The following is an 18,946-nucleotide window of genomic DNA, read 5'->3' on the forward strand; positions in this document are numbered from 1 at the left end:
TGCTCCGCGCTCACCCCGCCACCATCTGGCCCGGCAGCCAGGTGGCGATGGCGGGGAAGAGGATGAGCAGGGCCAGAACGATCAGTTCAAGCCCGAGGAAGGGCAGCACCCCCTTGACCACATGCGAAAACTTCGCCTGGCCGGATACGGCCCCAAGCACGGCGAACAGATTGATGCCGACCGGCGGCGTGATCACCGATATCTCGATCAGCTTGACGAGCACGATGCCGAACCAGATGGGATCGATGCCGAGCGTGACGACGGCCGGGAAGACGAAGGGCAGGGTGACGACCAGCATTGAGGTGGTGTCGAGAAAACAGCCGAGCACGAGATACATGATCGATACGAAGATCATGAACAGGACCGGTGAGCCGGCGAAGGTGTTGACCAGATCGACAAAGCCGTCAATGACGCCCGAAACCACCAGCATGCGCGAGAAGACCAGGCCGCCGATGAGAATGATGAAGATGATCGAGCTGATCGAAGCCGCGTCGCGCAAGGCTTCGCCGAGCCAGCCGAGTCGGTCGCGGTAGCGGCGCGAAAGGGCGATGACAAAGGCACCGCCAGCGCCGACGGCACCCGCCGCGGAGGGCGGGAAGAAGCCGAAATAAAGCCCGCCGAGAACGATGATCATCAATGCGGCCACCGGCGTGACACCGCGCAGGGCGCGGAATTTTTCGCGCCGGCTCGGCAGATCGGTGATCATCGGGGCAAGTGACGGGCGCAGCGTGACCATGACCCAGACGCCGCCAAGATAGATCGCAGCGGTCAAAATGCCCGGCAGGAAGCCGGCAATCAGCAGCTTGCCGACCGACTGTTCGGTGATGATGGCGTAGATCACCATGGTGATCGAGGGCGGAATCATCGCCGCGAAGCTGCCGGCAGCGGCGATCGAGCCGATCGACAGGCTGCGCGAGTAGCCGTAGCGCAGCATTTCGGGAAAGGCGATGCGGGTGAAGACGACGGCGTTGACGATGGTCGAGCCGGAAATCGCGGCAAACAGCGCCGATCCGACGATCACCGCCTGATACAGTCCGCCGCGCAAGCGCCGCAACCACAGATCGGCGGCGTAAAAGAGCTGAGCGGTGATGCCGGCCGCTTCGGCAAGCACGCCCATCAGCACGAAGAGCGGAAGCACGGCGAAGGCATAGTTGCTGACCACCGCAAAGGGGAGGGTGCGCAACTGGCCGAAGGCGAAGTTCTCGCCAAAGCCGAAATACATGCCGCCGACGCCGAGAATGCCCATGGCGACGCCGACCGGCACGCCGAGCGCGAGAAAGAGAAACAGCAGACCGACACAGGTGTATCCGATGGTCAGGGCGTCCATCATCCGATCTCCTGTTCGGGCGCCGGTGCTGGCGGGGTCTCATCTTCGCCGGCAAAGACCGCGACCACGTCGAAGAGGCATTGGAGGGTCATCAGGCTGGCCCCGAGCGCCAGAGCGATCTTGGCGGGCCAGACAGGGAAATTGATCAGGCCGGATGAGAATTCGCCGGCCAGGGTGCTCTTGATGGCAATCGTCCAGCCGAACCAGGCGACGAGACCGAAGAACAGGGCGCACAGAAGGGCCGAGAAGATGGCCGAGAAACGCTGCAATATCGTCGGCATCAACCCGACCAGCACCTCGACGCTGATATGCGCGCGGCGTTGCTGCGACAGACCGAGGGCCAGAAAGACGGCAATCACCATCAGGGTTTCCGTCGCCTCGAAGGCACCCGGCAAAGGCGCGTTCAGCATGCTCGAGCCGATGACGTCAAACGCCCCGAGAAGCATCATCAGCAACAGGGCCAGGCCGGACAGCATGGCGAAGATCCGGTTGAGCCGGCCGAGCTGCGTGCGGCATGTGGAGAGGAATCGGGGCATGAAAAACCTTCGTGTAAAGGCGTTCGGAAAGACGCCACCGGCCCAGGGGCCGGTGGTCGCGGATCAGGCTGAGAGGATCAGCTTTCGCCGATGACTTCCTTCCAGATGGCAACGGCCTGGCGGGCGGCGTCGCCCTTTCCGGCTTCATCCATGCGGGCAATCCAGTCGGCAAAGAAGTCCGGCAACGCGTTGCGCCACTTGTCCTTTTCCGCCTGGGGGAATTCGTGGAAGGTGACGCCGTTCTCCTTCAGTGTGGCGCGTGCCTCATCGGCAGCGGCGATCACGGCCTCGCGGTCGCGTTTAACGGCTTCGGCCGAAACTTCCTCCACGATCGTGCGCTGTTCCGGGGTCAGCTTTTCCCAGGCGGCGGAGGAAATCCAGACGCCCCAGCTCGGGCCTTCCCACAAGGTGATCTCGCTGATGTGTTTGGCGACCTCGTAAATCTTGTAGTTGACGACAAGATCGACCGCGAAGGGCGCGGTGTCGACGACGCCACGGCTCAGGCCTTCATAGATTTCCGGCAGCATCATCGTGACCGGCGTGCCATCGACCGCTTCGACCATGCGCGGCATGTCGTTGCCCCAGGTGCGCATCTTCTTGCCGTCCATCTGATCCACCGAAGTGATGGGTTCGCGCGAGACGAGCAGATAGGGGTTGAGGTGATGAAAGAACAGCGCCTTGATGCCGTTGGCTTCGGCTTCCTCGGCGTAGGCGGGAACCTCCTCCATCAGACGCTTCATCAGCGTGCTCGCCTGTTCCACCGACTCCATCTTCATCGGGATCGAATTGGGCGCGACGTGCAGCGGCAGCTGTGCGGGGAAGTATCCCGGCGACATGGCCGCCATGTCGAGACCGCCACTTTGCAGAAGCTCAAGGGCTTCACCGGCCTTGGCGAGGCCTTCCGACCAGAAGATCTTGATCTTCACTTCACCGTCGGTGCGCTTTTCGACCTCGTCGGCGAACCACTGATCGACCTTGGAGCCAACCGTGGTGGCCGGCCACTGGTGGTTCATGTTCAAGGTCACGGCCTGCGCCGAAAAGGCCAGCCCCGTCGCCAGAGCCAGGCCGAGACCGGTGGCCTTCAGTCCGTTGTTCAAAAATGCCATATCTTCCTCCTCCGTTTATCGGGCGGACTGGCCGCCCTTCCTCTCTGCTTCGCGTTTGCGCAGAAATTTTCGATCGATCTTGCCCGTGCTGGTCTGCTTGAAGTCCGTCACGAACTCGATCTCGCGCGGGTACTTGTAGAAAGCAAGTGTCTTTTTGACATGCTGCTGCAGCTCTTTGGCCAAAGCGTCGTTTGGGCTGTGCCCCCTGGCCGGGCGAATGAAGGCCTTGACCACCTGGCCGCGATCGGGGTCCGGGCTGCCGACCACCGCCGCCTCGGCGACCGCGTCGTGACGGACCAGGGCGTCCTCGATCTCGGCGGGCCCGATGCGGTAACCGGCGCTCTTGATCAGATCATCGTTGCGGCCGCGATACCAGAAATAGCCGTCCGCATCGCGGCAGCCGAAATCGCCGGTGCGCACCCAGTTGCCGATGCGCATGGCGCTGGTGCGCTGTGGTTGATTCCAATAACCGAGAAACAGGGTCGGATCGTCAGAGCGGGCGACGATCTCGCCTTCCTCGCCGTCCGGCAACATCTCGCCGTTCTCATCGATGACAGCCATGGTGTGGCCGGGATAGGCGCGGCCCATCGAGCCCGGCTTGATCGGGTAGAGGGCGCGGCAATTGCCGATCAGGTGATTGACCTCGGTCAGCCCGTAAAATTCGTTGATCGGGACGTTCAGGGTTCGATCGGCCCAGTCGAGAACGGCGCCGGGCAGCGGCTCGCCGCCGGTGCCGATGGCGCGGAGTTCAAGATCCGGAAAGTCGGCTTTGGGTGCGCGAAGGCCAGCCATTCTTTTAAGCGCTGTCGGCGTTAAAAAGCAATGGGTTACACCAAATCGTTGCATTAGTGCGAACGCTTCTTTTTCGTCAAAGCGGGCGCGGCTGGCAACGACCGTATGGCCGAAAAACCAGCCGGTCAGCATGACGTTGAAAATGCCGGCGACCCATGACCAGTCGGAGGCGGTCCAGAGCACCTGCCGCGGCTCGCACATCTGCAATTCATAAAACAGCGAGACCGAGGCCAGATAGCCGCGCAAAATGCGATGGGCGTGCAGGATGCCTTTCGGCAGGCCGGTCGAGCCGGAGGTGTAAAGCAGCAGCGCCGGGTCTTCGGCGGCAGTATCGGCACAGCCGCTCTGCGGCGGCAGGTCGCGCCACTGATCGAAGGCGACCGTGCCGGCTTCGGCGGCTTCGGCGGCGGCGGTGGCGCCGGCTATGATCACGGTGTTCAGTTGCTTGAAGTTCGGGCGACGCTCGGCGATGCGGGCCCACAGTGCGGCATCGGCGACAAGCAGCCTGGCGCCGGAATCATTGAGGGCGTGATCCACCGTTTCGGGGCCGTAAAGCTGGGAGAGGGGCGCGATGATGGCGCCGAGACGCAAGCCGGCCAGATAGGTCAGCGCGGCCTCGAGCCCCTGACCGAGATAGCAGGCAATCACATCGCCCTTGCCGATGCCGTGCCCGTGCAGAAGGGCGGCGACCCGGGCAGAAGCGTCATCGAGTTGGGCGTAGGTCAGGTCGCGGACGGTGCCGTCGTCCTCCTCGCACAGAAGCGCCGTTGCGTCGTTCAGCGGGCCGGCTGAGTGGCGCAGGACCGTGTCGGCTGCCATGTTGTAGCGCGGCGGAACGTTAAGCGAGAAATGCGCGATAAGGCCGTCATAGCTCGCAGTGCCGGCTGCGCGCTCGATCGCCGCCCGGGTCATACGATCGCCTGTCAGGCGCAGCTGTCCTGCTGTCTCACTCATGAACTGGCTCCCCCCAATTCCTCCTGCCCGAAGGCAGGTTCGAGGTGCAGCCTAAGGCGATCATATCATTGATACAAATCGTTATTGACGATCTCCATTGATAGGTTTTATCTATGTACGATGAAGTTGCAGCAGCTCGAAGCCTTTTACTGGATCGCCAATCTTGGCAGTTTTGCCGCCGCGGCAGAGCGGCTCGGCCTGACGCAGCCATCGGTCTCGCAGCGCATTCACGAACTGGAAGCCGAGCTGGGCGTTGCCCTGTTCGAGCGGGTCGGTCGGCGTGCGCGGCTCAGCGACCTCGGGCACAGCCTGTTGCCGCATGCGGAAGAGATGCTGGCGGTGCGGCAACGTATCCTGCATCAGGTCGGCAATCCGACACATCTGCGCGGCACCGTGCGGCTGGGTGTGGCGGAACTGGTGGCGCTGACCTGGTTGCCGGCGCTGATCGACCGGCTCGGCCAGCTTTATCCCGGCGTGACCCTGGAACTCGATATCGATCTGACCGAAGATCTGTGGAGCAAGTTGGACCAGGGACTGCTCGATGCGGCACTTGTGCCGAAGCTGAAAGAGCACCCGCATGTGCATACGAGATTGCTCGGCACCATGCCTTTTTCCTGGATGGCCAGTCCGGAGCTGAATGTGCCGGACCGGCTCCTGCATCCGGGCGAGCTCGTCGAATGGCCGATCCTTCTGCTGTCGCAGCACTCCAACCTGTTCGGCACGGTGGAGAAGTGGTTTGCCGATGCCGGCGCGCAGATGCAGCGGCGCGCCCTGAGCAACAATCTCAACTCGATCGCTGCCCTGACCATGCGCGGCCTTGGCATCAGCACGCTGCCGCCGGATCTATATGCACAGGAAATCGCCAGCGGCCGTCTCTGCCGGCTGCGCACCGAGCCGCCGCTGCCGGCGGTGGCCTACTGGGCGGTGCACCGCCGCCAGCAGACCGAAAGCCTTGCAGGCATCGTTGCGGCAATCGCCACCGAATGCACGACCTTCGACATGAGCGGTGCGGAAAGCGCGGCTGCACTTGCTGAGGCGGCGCGCTAGCAGGCCGCCAGGGCAGCGTCGATCGCCCGGCGAAAGCGCGGGAGTGCCGCCGAGAGGTCCCGTTGCGGGGTGACCTCGCCGCAAGCCGGTTCAATAGTGAATTCCTCACCGGCCCCGTGCGCGGCAAGGGCCATCGTGCCAAGGCCGGTGACCTCGCTCATATGCGCGGGATGGATCGTGCGGGCGGCGACATCGGCGAGAAACTGGGCAAAATACGGGTTGCCGCTCATGCCGCCATCGATGCGCACGGTCTCGCAGCGACCAACACATTCTTCCATCGCGGCCAGGACCTCGGCGGCCCTGTAGGCGACCCCCTCGAGGATCGATTGCACCAGCAGCAACGGCCCGTGATCAAGCGACAGGCCTGACCACACGCCGCGGGCGCGCGGTTGCCAGTGCGGCGAGCCAAGGCCGGCCAGGGCCGGAACGAAGACCAGGCCCTGTTCGACGGCGGAAGGGCCGGCGATGGCGTTGAGCTGCGCGAAATCGCGAAACAGGCCCAGGTCCCGGGCCCAGTTCAGCGCGGCGCTGGCGGTAAAGATGCCGCCATCGAGCGCATAGGTCGGCGCTTCGCCGGCTTTCTGCCAGGCAACAGTGGGCAGCAGACCGAGCTCGCGCCGGTTGATGATCTCATCGCCGGTGACCATCAGGGCGAAAGCACCGGTACCGAAAGTGATCTTCACCTCGCCCTTGTGGCGGCATCCGAAACCGTACAGCGAGGCCTGCTGATCAACGACGCTTGCGGTCAGTGCAACCGAGCCGCTGGACGTCGTCATGCCACCGAAATCCCCGGTTGTCGGGACGATTGCTGGCAGGCAGTGGCGCGGGATATTGAACAGTTCGCACAGCATCGGGTCCCAGTCGAGGGTGCGCAGATTCATCAGGCTGGTGCGGCTGGCTGTCGTCACATCGGTGACGCAGCGGCCGGTCAGGCGGTCGAGAAAGAAGGCATCGGTGGTTCCAAGGCGCAAGCGCCCCTGCGCCAGAGCCGCGCCCGCCTGTGAAAGGTTCTCGACAATCCAGGCGAGCTTGCCTGCCGAGAAATAGGGATCGAGCGGCAGGCCGGCGCGGGCCAGCACCTCGCTCTCGACGCCGTCGGCCTTGAGCCGCTCGAGCATGTCGAGGCTTCTGTTATCCTGCCAGACGAGCACCGGCGACAGCGGCTCCTTGGTGATCGCATCCCAGGCGAGGCAACTTTCGCCCTGATTGTCGAGACCGATGAACCGCGCGCCGGGGACGCTGTCGGCGCAGCTGCGGATATTGGTGAGCAGCTCTTCTGGATCGTGTTCGACCCAGCCCGGGCGGGGATAGTGCTGGCGATGGGCAACACTGTGCGTGACGGTGACGCTTCCGTCCGCTTCGGTCACCAGCGCGCGGGTGCTGGTGGTTCCCTGATCAATGCCGGCGATGGTCATAGGCCCTCAGTCTTGCAGTGTCAGTTCGACCGGCCCGTCCGGCGCGGCCTTCAGGATCGGTTCAAGCGGGACCGTCAGCCGCCGTCTCGGGCGACCGCGCAATGGTGCCGACCACAGGACCCGATCGGCGCAGCGGGCGCTGAGGGTGGCATCGATGCTGGTTTCAAGACCAATGTAGATGACGGAATCCGAGCTGTCCGCATGAACCAGCCGCAATCTTTGCGGTGCAATGAAACGGATGCGCGGCTCGCGCGTAAACAGGGGCACCGTCCGCGCCTTCCCAGCGGCGGCAAGATCTTCGGCGACATGCTCTGCCACCGCCACGCCTTCGAACCAGCACCAGCCGGAGGTCTCGGCTGGGCGCACCAGGTTGCCGGCACTGAAATAGGCCGGGTCGGAACAGCGGCCGAACTGGTCGACGACCGGACCGCCGGTGCCGGGATCGACCTCGATATGGCTGCGGTGGAGAAGGGCGGCTTCAGGCCGGAACCGGCCCGAGATGATGATGCCGTCGGTCTCGATCGTCCGGTTCGCGCCATGGCGATCGATGAAGTTCAGGACCTCGACGCGGCCCGCGCCCTTGATGCGCGGCTGCGAGATGCCGGTGTAAAGCGGCAGGCGCTTGAGCCAGAGATAGGGCTGGAACAGGCGGCGCGCGAAGATGCGTGGTTCCTCCTCGACCATGGCGAGCGGCGTGATCCCGAGATGCGCGCAGGTCTGAAGGGCTGAAAAGGAGACGAGTTCGGAGCCGAAGATGACCGGCCGGTGGAACGGGCGGATGCCTTTGAGATACACCGCGCCCTGCAGCGCGCCGGTCGAGACGACACCGAGCGGCCGGTCGCCACCGATCAGGCGCTGCGCACGGGTCGATTCGCGCACGCCGGTGCACAGGACGACGCGTTTTGCGGCGAGCACTGCCGGCCCGGACGGGCCCGACACTTCCAGCCTTCCGCCGGGGAGAAGCCCGGTAACGGTGGTGCTTGTGCGGATTTCGGCGCCGGCACGGGCGGCCGCGTCACGGTTGCGGCGCGCATAGTCCGGCCCTTTCAAGAGGCGATTATATTCGCGCAGCCCAAAAGGATAATGGCCGCAATGGCGCGGAATGCCGCCGGCCTCGGCCTCGCGTTCGAGAACCACAACCGGTCCGACCTCGCGGCGCATCAATTCGCGGGCCAGAGACAGTCCGGCGGTTCCGCCGCCGACCACGGCGACGGCGCAGCTTTCATCGCTCATGATCGCATCCGATCGTCCGCTGCAGCCGTTCTTCGGTGATTTCCGCGAGCTCGGCGGTGCAGTAGAATCCCTGGCAACGGCCCATTGTCACGCGCGTGCGCCGTTTCAGGCCCTGCAATGTCGCCGGCGGCATCGGTCCGTCAAGAACCTGTTCGATCTCGCGGCGGGTGACCAACTCGCAATGGCAGACGATGCCGCCATGGTCCGGCTCCTGCCAGTCACGGCGGTGGTAATCCGACAGACGGTCGGCCCTGATGGTTCGCGGTGCGTCGAGCGGCCGGGAGGCAATGCCCAGAAGCGTCGCGACATGCCGGGCGATGCCGAGCGCGGCGCTCAGTCCCGTCGAACGGATGGCGCCGACGGTGACGCAAGCCTGCTTGTCGTGGTGCCGGATCTGATAGTCCTTGTGTTCGCTGGCAGGTCGCAGCCCGGCATAGGCGGCGGTGATTTCGCAGCGCTCAAGGCCGGGCAGCATGGCAACGCCCTTGGACTTCAGGGCAAGCAGGGTCTGGCGATCGGTGGCGGCATCGGTGCGGCTGTCCTGCTCCTCGGCGGTGGGACCGACGAGCACATTGCCGAAGATGGTGCGGCAGATGACGACGCCCTTGGTGGTTTCGGTGGGCACCGGGAGAATGGTCGCGGACACCAGATCTGATGCCGCCTTGTCGAAGACGATGAACTGGCCCTTGCGCGGCCGGATGGCGAAGCTCTTGTGGCCGAGCAGGCGTTGATCGACGATGTCGCCGTACAGGCCGGCGCAATTGACGACGTGACCGGCCTTGATCTCACCCTGGCTTGTCTCCAGCAGCCAGCTTTGGTCGAAACGGCCGCTCAGAACCTCGGTGCCGCGCATCAGGCGGGCGCCATTGCTGAGGGCCTGCAGCAGATAGGCATGAGCTGTGGCCCAGGGGTCGATCAGATATTCGCCGGGAATTTCAAAACCGCCGAGAACCGCATCGGACAGGTTCGGTTCGCGGCTCACGATCTGTTTCCGGGTCAGCGGCGTGACGTCGGTCACACCGTTGTCATGCGCCTTGGCGATCAGATCGGGCAGGGCCGCAAGCTGCTCTTCGGTCCAGGCGAGAACCATGGCGCCCGAGCGCAGGATCGGAAGCCCCAGTTCGGCTGCGACATCGAAATAGTCGCGGTACCCGGCGGCCATGCAGCGCTGCTCGAGCGAGCCCGGCGGCGCATCGAACCCGGTGTGCAGTATGGCGCTGTTGCCCTTGGATGCACCGTCGAGCACATCGAGGGCCTTTTCGAGGACGACGACGCGCAGACCGTCCAGCGTCAGCTGTCGCGCAATGGCGCAGCCGACGATCCCGGCGCCGATGATGGCAACGTCACAGGAGACGGGATTGGCAGGTGGCGTCATCGATCGGGCTCGCGGCGAATGGGCGCTCCGGCGGAACGTCTCTTGGTGCCGCAATATGCCGCCGCCAGACGGCAACATCAAGCGATGCGCAGCGCAAATTGACCATTAAGGCGATTGTTTGTCAGTCATTGTATCCTGCAATAGAATGAAAATACTGAATAATTTTGAAATTGTGGCCGAATGATCATTTTTCAACTGGACATATCAGTCTTGAGAGATAGGCTGTCTGCATGGGGGAAAGGCGCAGCATATCCGTCAAGGCAAGGCCAATGCGGCCGTCGGTACGGCAGGCATCGATTTTCGAGCTGATCGAAAAGCGGGGGCGGGCGGCTGTCGAGGAAATCGCGGAAAAATATGGCGCCTCGCCGGAGACGGTTCGGCGCGATCTCAATGCGCTGGCCGAGCGCGGCCTTGTGCGCAAGGTGCATGGCGGCGCGGTGCGCCGTGCCGGCCGCGGGGAGGGGTTGTTTGATGAGCGGCTGGCGGAAAACACGCGTGCCAAGCGGGAGATCGCGGAAAAGCTGGCGCGCGCGGTGCAGCCTGGAGATTCGGTGATGATCGATACCGGCACGACCACGCTGATCTGCGCCGAGGCTCTGGCGCGCATCCGCGATCTGACCGTGATTACCAATTCCACCCGCATCGCGCAGGTCATCGCGCATGCGGAGAACGGGTCGCGCGCGCTGCTGCTGGGCGGGATGTTCCGGGCCGGCAACGATCAGACGATCGGCGCGAAAACCTGTGCCGAGGTGGCCGGCTACCGGGTCGACCACGTGGTGCTGACCGTCAGCGCGCTCGATGCGTCGGGGGCGTATGACGTCTCCTTTGAGGAGGCGCAGGTGGCGCGGGCGATGATCGAATGCAGCGAGAACATTTCAATCGTCGCCGACGGTTCGAAGCTTCGCCAACGGGCCACGCATCGGGTGTGCGACTTGACTCAGGTTAAAAATCTTTACCTAAATCAACCGGCTGATCCAGAATTCACCGCAGCTTTAGCGGCAGCGCATGTGCGCTTACACTGATTGTCGGAGCGAGCATCGATGCCCCCATTCTTCCGCGCCTATGTCCGTTACGTCGACCGCTTCAATTATTATGCCGGGCGGGCGATGATGTATGGATTCTTTGTCATGGTGGCGATCCTCTTGTGGTCGTCACTGTCGAAGGCGATTTTCGTCGTGCCGGCCTTCTGGACGCTTGAAGTGGCGCAGTTCGCCCTCGTCGCCTATTACCTCGTCGGCGGGCCCTATGCGATGCAGATGGGCTCGAATGTGCGCATGGACCTGTTCTACTCGAACTGGAGCCTGCGCAAGAAGGCGACATTCGACAGCTTCACCGTTCTGCTCCTCATCCTGTATCTCGGCGTCCTGCTTTACGGCGGCATCAGTTCGACGATGTACGCCATCGACTATCAGGAACGCAGCCCGAGCCTGTGGCGGCCGCTGATGTGGCCGATCAAGTCGGTCATGTGCTTCGGCATCTTCCTGATGCTGCTGCAGGCCGTTTCCGAACTTCTCAAGGATATCGCCAAAATGCGCGAGGTTGAAATCTGATGTCCTATGAGATGATCGCCCTTTTGATGTTCGCCTCGATGATGGCGATGCTGATGACCGGCCAGCGCGTGTTCGGCGCCATCGGCGGAATTGCCACGATCGCAGCCTTGTTGCTGTGGGGGCCGGGCGGATCGGAAATCCCGTTCTCATCGGTGATGAAGCTGATGAAATGGTATCCGATGCTGACCCTGCCCATGTTCATCTTCATGGGTTTCGTGCTCAGCGAAAGCCGCATTGCCGATGACCTTTACCGCATGTTCCATGTCTGGATGGGCCCGGTCAAAGGCGGCCTTGCCATCGGCACGATCGGTCTGATGGTGCTGATCTCGGCGATGAACGGGCTGAGCGTGGCGGGGATGGCGATCGGTGCGACCATCGCCCTGCCGGAGCTGCTCAAGCGCAATTATGACAAGCGCATGGTCACCGGGGTGATCCAGGCCGGGTCGAGTCTCGGGATTCTCGTGCCGCCATCGGTGGTTCTTGTGCTCTACGCGATGATCGCCCGCCAGCCGGTGGGGCAATTGTGGCTGGCCGGGGTGGTGCCGGGCCTGATGATGGCGGTGCTGTTCGTTCTCTACATCTATATCCGCTGCAAGGTGCAGCCGAAGCTCGGACCGGCGATCGAAGCGGCCGAGCTGGAGCAGATACCCAAGGCAGAGAAGTACCGTCTGCTGCTGGCGGGTTTGCTGCCGGTGGGCATTTTCGCCTCGATGATGGTGCCGTTTCTCAATGGCTGGACCTCGCTGGTGGAAAGCTCCGCCATCGGCGCCATGGCGGCCTTTCTCGCCGCAGTCATCAAGCGGCGGATGACCTGGTCGGTTTTCGAAGCCTCGCTGAAGCAGACGCTCGGCATTTCCTGCATGTTCCTGTGGATCGTGCTGGCGGCCCTGAGTTTCGGCGCGGTGTTTGACGGACTTGGCGCGGTGCGCGCCATCGAGGGTCTGTTCACCGATCAGCTCGGTCTCAATCCGTGGGTCATCCTGATCCTGATGCAGCTGTCCTTCATCCTGATGGGGACCTTTCTCGATGACACGGCGATGCTGGTCATCGTGGCGCCGCTTTACGTGCCGCTGGTCAAGGTGCTGGGCTTTGATCTGATCTGGTACGGCGTTTTGTACACCATCACCACGCAGATCGCCTACATGACCCCGCCGTTTGGCTATAATCTGTTTCTCATGCGCGCCATGGCGCCGCCCGAGATCACGCTGAAAGACATCTATTCCTCGATCACGCCCTTTGTCCTGGTGATGATGCTGGCGCTGATCCTGGTCATGCTGTTGCCCGACCTTGCCATGTGGCTCCCGAACTACGTCTACGGACGCTGACGACGTCAAAACCAAGATCAACAGAGGAGAGAAGTGATGACAACGAGACGCAAGTTTATCACCACCGCGGGCCTTGGGGGCGCGGCGGCACTGGCTACGCCCAGCATCGTCAAGGCGCAGGCGCCGATCAAATGGCGCATGCAGACCTATTCCGGCCCGCCGCTTGGCGCGCACGTCATCAAGCCGCAGATCGAGGCCTTCAACAAGGCCGCGAATGGCGAGATGGAGATCGAACTCTATTACGCCGATCAGCTGGTGCCGACCAACGAACTGTTCCGCTCGCTGCAGAACGGCACCCTGGATGCGGTGCAGTCGGATGATGCAACAATGGCGTCGCCCGCCGATGTTGCCGATTTCGGCGGCTATTTTCCGTTCTCGACGCGCTACAGCCTGGATCTGCCGGTGCTGTTTCAGCGCTACGGGCTGAACGAGATCTGGCAGGCTGCCTATGACGAGATCGAAAATGTCGAGTGGCTGGGCGCCGGAGCCTGGGATCCGCTGCACATCTTCACCACGGAGCGCCCGATCCGTTCGGTCAAGGACATGGCCGGCCTGCGCGTGTTCGGCGTTCCGACCGCCGGCCGCTTCCTGTCGCGCTACGGGCTGATCCCGGTCACCGTGCCGTGGGAGGATGTCGAGGTCGCGCTGCAGACCGGCGAGCTCGACGGCGTCGCCTGGTGCGGTTTCACCGAAGCCTACGAGGTGGGCTGGGCCGATATCTGCAAATACGCGCTGCTCAACAACGTCACCGGCGCCTGGTGCGGAAGCTATTTCGCCAACAGCGAGAGCTGGAAAAAGGTGCCGCCGCATCTGCAGGAGCTGTTCCGCATGAGCATGGACCAGTCGCACTACTACCGGCAGGTCTGGTACTGGGGCGGCGAGGCGGATCTGCGCGTCAATGGCGACAAGCTGGAACTGACCACCATTCCCGCCGAGGAATGGGAAGGCGTGGTTGCCGACAGCGCCTCGTTCTGGGATGAACTGGCGTCGCGCAACGAGCGTGCTGCCAAGGTGGTCGAGATCTTCAAGAAGTATCAGACCGTGATGGAAAAGGCTGGCGTGCCCTACCGCTACAGCTGATAATCGTGACCCGGGCGGCACTGGCCGCCCGGTTCACTCGTCAGGGGCTGCCGGGCTCGGCCTGGCTTGCTTCGTCACGTTCAGAAGGTCCGATGCATGGCACAGAATTTGAGCTTCGACACGCTCCGCGCGCAGGTCGAGAGCGGCGAGATCGACACGGTCCTGGTGTGCATCGTCGACATGCAGGGCCGCCTGATGGGCAAGCGCTACGTGGCGCAGCACTTCATCGAAAGTGCGCACAAGGAAGCGCATTGCTGCAATTATCTGCTTGCCACCGACCTGGAGATGGCGACGCCGGACGGCTATGCCGCAACCTCGTGGGAGCGCGGATACGGCGACTATATGATGAAGCCGGATCTTGCCACGTTCAGGCGCGTGCCATGGCTCGAGGGCACGGCCATGGTGCTGTGCGATATGCTCGACCACCATGGCGAGCACAGGATCGAACATGCGCCACGGCAGATGCTGCAGCGTCAGATCGCCCGCCTCGCCGAACTCGGCTTCGAGGCCAAGATGGCGACCGAACTGGAATTTTTCCTGTTCGAGAGGAGCTTTGCGGAGATCCGCGAAGGGAGGTTCCGCGAGCTTGTGCCGATCAGTGGCTACAATGAGGACTATCACATCCTGCAGACAACGCGGGAAGAGCATGTGATGCGGCCGGTGCGCAATGGCCTGGTTCAGGCGGGCATCCCGGTGGAAAACTCCAAGGGCGAGGCGGAAGCCGGGCAGCAGGAGCTCAACATCCGCTATGCCGAGGCGCTGGCCACCGCCGATCACCACACGATCGCCAAGCATGCAGTCAAGGAAATTGCCGATGCGCACGGGCATGCGGCCTCGTTTCTGCCGAAATGGCACCCCGACCGCGTCGGCTCGTCAAGCCATGTGCATCAGTCCTTGTGGAAGGATGGCGAGAACGCCTTTTTCGATCCGGCCGATCCCCTGTCGATGAGCCCGGTGATGAAGAGCTACACGGCGGGCCTTTTGAAATACGCGCCGGACTGCACCTATTTCCTGGCGCCCTACGTCAATTCCTACAAAAGGTTCCTGAAAGGCACTTTTGCCCCGACGCGCATCGTCTGGTCGGTGGACAACCGCACCGCCGGATTCCGCCTGTGCGGCGCTGGATCGAAAGCGGTGCGCATGGAGTGCCGCATCGGCGGTTCCGATCTCAATCCCTATCTGGCCCTGGCCGCGTTGCTGGCGGCGGGTATCGCCGGCATCGAGGAGAAGCTGGAGCTCGAAGCGCCCGCGAGCGGTGATTCCTACCGCGGCGAATCGGCGACCATTCCGGGCAGCCTGCGCGCGGCCCGTGACAGCCTGCATGGCTCGTCCATGCTGCGTGCCGCGATGGGCGAGGCGGTGATCGACCATTATTGCCGCGCCGCGGAGGTCGAACTCGAAGCGTTTGATCGCGCCGTGACCGACTGGGAACTTGCGCGCGGTTTTGAACGCGCGTAACGGTTTTCGCCGCGCGCCGACGCCGCTCGATCTTTGTTGCTTTTCTCGTCTTTCACGTCACGAAAAGGTGTTCCCGTGGTCCTTTCAGGCAATTGGTCCTATCCCACTTCCATCAAGTTTGGCGCCGGACGGCTGGCCGAATTGCCGGCGGCCTGTGCGCAGGCCGGGATGCGGCGGCCTTTGCTGGTGACGGACAAGGGACTGACCGGCCTGCCGATCACGCAGCAGGCCCTCGATCACCTTGAGAGTGCAGGACTGGGGCGGGCGCTGTTCGGCGGCGTCGATCCCAATCCGGACGAGCGAAACCTTGCGGCGGGGCTCGCAGCCTACAAAGCGGGCGGGCACGACGGTGTAATCGCGTTCGGCGGCGGCTCGGCGCTTGATCTCGGCAAGATGGTCGCCTTCATGGCCGGGCAGACGCGGCCGATCTGGGATTTCGAGGATATCGGCGACTGGTGGCAGCGCGCCGATGCTGCGGCCATCGCGCCGATCGTTGCGGTGCCGACCACTGCCGGGACAGGGTCGGAAGTGGGGCGCGCCAGCGTCATCACCAATTCCGAGACCCACCGCAAGACGATCATCTTTCATCCCAAGGTGCTGCCCTCGGTGGTAATCTGTGATCCGGAACTGACGGTCGGCATGCCGCAATCGATTACCGCCGGCACGGGGCTTGATGCCTTTGCGCATTGCGTTGAAGCCTTTTCCAGCCCGCATTATCACCCGATGAGCCAGGGCATCGCGCTTGAAGGGATGCGGCTGGTGATCGACAACCTGCCGCGGGTCTATCACGACGGGGCCGATCTGGAAGCGCGCGGGCACATGATGTCGGCGGCGCTGATGGGAGCGACGGCGTTTCAGAAGGGGCTCGGGGCCATTCATGCCATGAGCCATCCGATCGGCGCGATGTTCAACACGCATCATGGCACCACCAATGCCATCTGCATGCCGGCAGTGCTTGATTTCAACGCCTCGGAAATTCGCGACCGCTTCGACCGGGCGGCCGGCTATCTCGGCATTTCCGGCGGTTTCGACGGGTTTCGCTCCTTCGTGCAGGATTTCAATGACCGTTTTGCCATCCCGCGCACGCTTGGCGAGATCGGTGTCGATGCACGGCAGATCGACGCGCTGATCGATATGGCGCTGGAGGATCCGTCCTGCGGCGGCAATCCGAGGCCGCTTGACCGCGATAATCTGCGCGCATTGTTCAACGTGACGATATCGGGTGGCAGCTAGGCTCAGGACGCATCAGGATGGCGGCGCGGGATAGACCACGGAGTGTTCCGGCGTTGGCCGGGCGCCCTTCGTCATCCGGGCGGGCTCGATGCGGCCGTTGCCCATCAGGTGATCGACCGCATGGCCGTTGGCGATCAGGTAATCGGTGATGATGCGCCGGTGACAGCGCCACCATACCGCTTCGGAACACATCATGGCGACGCGCCGGTCGCGACCGAGTTCAAGCAGCTCGTCGAAAGCGGCCTGGAATTCGTCGCTCAGGGCATAATCGGCATAATTGTGAAAGCTTTGCACCCGCCAAAGATCATTGAGATGGCTGTCGACGGCCGGCTGCTTCGGCCGGCGGCCGCCCAGGGCCGGCAGGTGCCGATAGGCGATCTGGACGTGCTCAAGGTCTTCGGGAAGCTGATCGATGTTGAAGGCGGGATTTGAGCGTGAGCGCGGGAAGGAGCGCACATCCACCACCATGTCGATGCGCGCTTCGCGCAGAATGGTGAGAAACTGCTCGAGGCTGCGGTTGGAGTGGCCGACGGTGGCGAAATGCGCAGGCATCACTTGATCCTGGTGAGAGCGTCTTCCTTGTGCGCGGCGACGTGATCGCTCTTGTCGCTCTCGATCTCGTATTGCGGGTCGTCTTTGGATGCGCGCCGCTTGTGACCCTTATAGTCGAAGTCGCTTTGATGCACCTTGATGATCTTGCCGCTGACGCGGCCGGCTTCGGAGTTCCAGCTGACGTGATCGCCGGTTGAGAATTTCGCCATGACATCCTCCTTTACCGGTCAATCCGTGGTGGCCGGATGCGTTCCATTCAAGGTGATGATCGGCGGTCAGGGGCGCCAGTCAGGCCCGGCGTAGGTTCATGTGCCGGTTGACGTCCTTGTAGAGCAGATAGCGGAAGCGTCCGGGACCGCCGGCGTAGCAGGCCTGCGGGCAAAAGGCCCGCAGCCACATATAGTCGCCGGCCTCGACCTCGACCCAGTCCTGATTGAGGCGGTAAACCGCCTTGCCTTCGAGGACGTAGAGGCCGTGCTCCATCACATGCGTCTCGGCAAACGGGATCACGGCTCCCGGCTCCAGCGTGACGATGTTGACGTGCATGTCGTGGCGCAGATCGCCCGGATCGACAAAGCGCGTCGTGGCCCATTTGCCTTCCGTGCCCGGCATCGGTATGGGCGCGATGTCCCGCTCATTGGCGATCAGCACATCGGGGGTGGCAAGCCCGTCGACGGCTTCATAGAGCTTGCGGATCCAGTGAAAGACGAGGGGCTCGGTGCCGGTATTGTGCAGCGTCCATTCGGTGTGCGGCGGCAGATAGGCGTAGCCGCCCGGCTGCAACTCGCTGGCTGCGCCGTTGGCGGTCAGGGTCGCGGTGCCTTCGACCACGAAGAGGACCGCCTCGGCGCCGGGATCGGTGTCGGGTCGGTCGGAACCGCCGCCGGGCGCGACCTCCATGATATATTGCGAGAATGTTTCGGCGAATCCGCTGAGCGGGCGGGAGAGCACCCACAGCCGGGTCTGGTGCCAGAAGGGCAGCGAACTGGTGACAATGTCTCGCATCGTACCCTTCGGGATGACGGCATAGGCCTCGGTGAACACGGCCCGGTCGGTGAGAAGCTGGTCCTGGGGCGGATGTCCGCCGCGCGGCACGAAATATTCGGGTGGCATTGTACGTCTTCCCCTCGTTCAAGATCCGGCCGGTTGCGGAAACTGGCCGCCAATGGCGTTGGTGACTTCATCAGCGGCGGCCCGCACCAGCGTCCCGTGCGCCTCGTCGCGACCACGGCTGACACGCACGGATGGGCCGGACAGCGAGATCCCCGCAACGGCCTCGCCGAATTGGTTGAACACCGGAGCCGCGACGCAGCGCATGCCGAGCGTACGCTCCTCATCGTCGATGGCCCAGCCGCGGGCGCGCGTACGCTGCAATTCCGCGATGACGTCCCGTCCGTCCGTCAGCGTGTTCGGCGTGAAGCGCTGCAATTTGGCGCGCAGGATTGCGGCGACGCGGTCGGCGGCAAAATAGGCCATCATGGCCTTGCCGATGCCGGAGGCGTGGATCGGACCACGCGTGCCCGGCCGGAAAAAGGCCCTGATCGGTTCATGCGTTTCCACCTGGCTGACGAAGATCACATCATTTCGGTCAACGATTGCCAGGTTCGCCGTTTCGCCGGATGTCGTCATCATCTCCTGCATGATCGGGCGGCTTTGCTCGACAATGCTCGTGCGGCCGAGAAACGTGCTGCCGATGCGAAAGGCCGCAAGACCGATGTACCAGAGCTGGCCGCTTTCGGCGAATTCGACGACACCGTGCTTCTGCAGGGTGGTGAGCATTCTGTAGGTCGTGGAGGCAGGATGTCCTGACGCTTCGGCGATTTCGGTCAGCGACATGCCGTTGCCGCGCGAGACAACCTTGAGCACCTCGATGCCGCGATCGAGAGACTGGATCAGCGTGCTTTCCGATGCGCCGTGAAAGGAGCGTGGTCTGCCGCGCGCGCGGCCGCTTTCTGCCATTGTC

The 18,946-nt window shown here is 63.3% G+C and carries 18 protein-coding genes; 7 read left to right on the top strand and 11 right to left on the bottom strand.

Features of this window, described 5'->3' with window-relative positions:
* Window positions 1-10: 10 nt before the first annotated feature.
* The 4 genes from KY465_RS13595 to KY465_RS13610 form a co-directional block, all read right to left on the bottom strand.
* Entirely contained in the window at window positions 11-1,330 is a 1,320-nt protein-coding gene (locus KY465_RS13595) for a TRAP transporter large permease (protein ID WP_219202239.1), read from the bottom strand.
* A complete protein-coding gene (locus KY465_RS13600; protein ID WP_219202241.1) occupies window positions 1,327-1,863 on the bottom strand; it encodes a TRAP transporter small permease in 537 nt (178 codons plus the stop codon). The genes KY465_RS13595 and KY465_RS13600 overlap by 4 nt, the downstream gene beginning before the upstream one ends.
* A 77-nt stretch (window positions 1,864-1,940) precedes the next feature.
* Entirely contained in the window at window positions 1,941-2,969 is a 1,029-nt protein-coding gene (locus KY465_RS13605; RefSeq protein WP_219202243.1) for a TRAP transporter substrate-binding protein, read from the bottom strand.
* 15 nt (window positions 2,970-2,984) lie between these two features.
* On the bottom strand, window positions 2,985-4,715 hold the full coding sequence (locus KY465_RS13610; RefSeq protein ID WP_219202244.1) for an acetate--CoA ligase: 1,731 nt from the start codon (window positions 4,713-4,715) through the stop codon (window positions 2,985-2,987).
* Between the two features lie 120 nt (window positions 4,716-4,835).
* Between KY465_RS13610 and KY465_RS13615 the strand changes: the two genes are divergently transcribed.
* Window positions 4,836-5,762, top strand: coding sequence for a LysR family transcriptional regulator (locus KY465_RS13615; RefSeq protein WP_219202246.1), 927 nt, complete (start codon window positions 4,836-4,838; stop codon window positions 5,760-5,762).
* Here KY465_RS13615 and KY465_RS13620 read toward each other — a convergent pair.
* Genes KY465_RS13620 through KY465_RS13630 form a run of 3 tightly spaced genes read right to left on the bottom strand, consistent with a single transcriptional unit; the run spans window position 5,759 to window position 9,785 of the window.
* The gene (locus KY465_RS13620; protein WP_219202248.1) at window positions 5,759-7,177 is read right to left on the bottom strand and encodes an FGGY family carbohydrate kinase; all 1,419 of its coding nucleotides are present in this window, start codon (window positions 7,175-7,177) and stop codon (window positions 5,759-5,761) included. The two genes, KY465_RS13615 and KY465_RS13620, sit on opposite strands and share 4 nt — an antisense overlap.
* Window positions 7,178-7,183: 6 nt before the next feature.
* The gene (locus tag KY465_RS13625; RefSeq protein ID WP_219202250.1) at window positions 7,184-8,410 is read right to left on the bottom strand and encodes an FAD-dependent oxidoreductase; all 1,227 of its coding nucleotides are present in this window, start codon (window positions 8,408-8,410) and stop codon (window positions 7,184-7,186) included.
* On the bottom strand, window positions 8,400-9,785 hold the full coding sequence (locus KY465_RS13630; protein ID WP_219202252.1) for an NAD(P)/FAD-dependent oxidoreductase: 1,386 nt from the start codon (window positions 9,783-9,785) through the stop codon (window positions 8,400-8,402). Before KY465_RS13630 ends, KY465_RS13625 begins: the two co-directional genes overlap by 11 nt.
* Window positions 9,786-10,054: 269 nt before the next feature.
* On the opposite strand from KY465_RS13630, the gene KY465_RS13635 reads away from it, so the two are divergent.
* The 6 genes from KY465_RS13635 to KY465_RS13660 all read left to right on the top strand — a co-directional run bounded on the left by KY465_RS13635 (window position 10,055) and on the right by KY465_RS13660 (window position 16,431).
* On the top strand, window positions 10,055-10,807 hold the full coding sequence (locus tag KY465_RS13635; protein WP_219202254.1) for a DeoR/GlpR family DNA-binding transcription regulator: 753 nt from the start codon (window positions 10,055-10,057) through the stop codon (window positions 10,805-10,807).
* A gap of 18 nt (window positions 10,808-10,825) precedes the next feature.
* On the top strand, window positions 10,826-11,335 hold the full coding sequence (locus KY465_RS13640) for a TRAP transporter small permease subunit (RefSeq protein WP_219202256.1): 510 nt from the start codon (window positions 10,826-10,828) through the stop codon (window positions 11,333-11,335).
* Window positions 11,335-12,660 (top strand): TRAP transporter large permease, encoded by a 1,326-nt coding sequence (locus KY465_RS13645; protein WP_219202258.1) that lies wholly within the window; start codon window positions 11,335-11,337, stop codon window positions 12,658-12,660. The genes KY465_RS13640 and KY465_RS13645 overlap by 1 nt, the downstream gene beginning before the upstream one ends.
* Window positions 12,661-12,696: 36 nt before the next feature.
* On the top strand, window positions 12,697-13,740 hold the full coding sequence (gene dctP, locus KY465_RS13650; RefSeq protein ID WP_219202261.1) for a TRAP transporter substrate-binding protein DctP: 1,044 nt from the start codon (window positions 12,697-12,699) through the stop codon (window positions 13,738-13,740).
* Window positions 13,741-13,836: 96 nt separating this feature from the next.
* Window positions 13,837-15,198, top strand: a complete 1,362-nt coding sequence (locus KY465_RS13655) for a glutamine synthetase family protein (RefSeq protein WP_219202262.1) — start codon at window positions 13,837-13,839, stop codon at window positions 15,196-15,198.
* 75 nt (window positions 15,199-15,273) lie between these two features.
* Complete coding sequence (locus KY465_RS13660; protein WP_219202265.1) at window positions 15,274-16,431, top strand: iron-containing alcohol dehydrogenase; 1,158 nt, start codon at window positions 15,274-15,276, stop codon at window positions 16,429-16,431.
* A 12-nt stretch (window positions 16,432-16,443) separates the two neighbouring features.
* On the opposite strand, the gene KY465_RS13665 is transcribed toward KY465_RS13660, so the two are convergent.
* From KY465_RS13665 to bhcR, 4 genes are all read right to left on the bottom strand, one after another.
* The gene (locus KY465_RS13665; RefSeq protein WP_219202266.1) at window positions 16,444-16,983 is read right to left on the bottom strand and encodes a DUF488 domain-containing protein; all 540 of its coding nucleotides are present in this window, start codon (window positions 16,981-16,983) and stop codon (window positions 16,444-16,446) included.
* Window positions 16,983-17,192: a hypervirulence associated TUDOR domain-containing protein gene (locus tag KY465_RS13670; protein ID WP_219202267.1), complete on the bottom strand. Its 210-nt coding sequence runs from the start codon at window positions 17,190-17,192 to the stop codon at window positions 16,983-16,985. The genes KY465_RS13665 and KY465_RS13670 overlap by 1 nt, the downstream gene beginning before the upstream one ends.
* A 79-nt stretch (window positions 17,193-17,271) precedes the next feature.
* Window positions 17,272-18,096 (bottom strand): bifunctional allantoicase/(S)-ureidoglycine aminohydrolase, encoded by an 825-nt coding sequence (locus KY465_RS13675; protein ID WP_219202268.1) that lies wholly within the window; start codon window positions 18,094-18,096, stop codon window positions 17,272-17,274.
* Window positions 18,097-18,114: 18 nt separating this feature from the next.
* Window positions 18,115-18,942, bottom strand: a complete 828-nt coding sequence (gene bhcR / locus KY465_RS13680; RefSeq protein ID WP_219202270.1) for an HTH-type transcriptional regulator BhcR — start codon at window positions 18,940-18,942, stop codon at window positions 18,115-18,117.
* Between the last annotated feature and the right edge of the window lie 4 nt (window positions 18,943-18,946).

The sequence above is a fragment of the Neohoeflea coraliihabitans genome, from assembly GCF_019334345.1.
GTDB lineage: Bacteria > Pseudomonadota > Alphaproteobacteria > Rhizobiales > Rhizobiaceae > Pseudohoeflea > Pseudohoeflea coraliihabitans.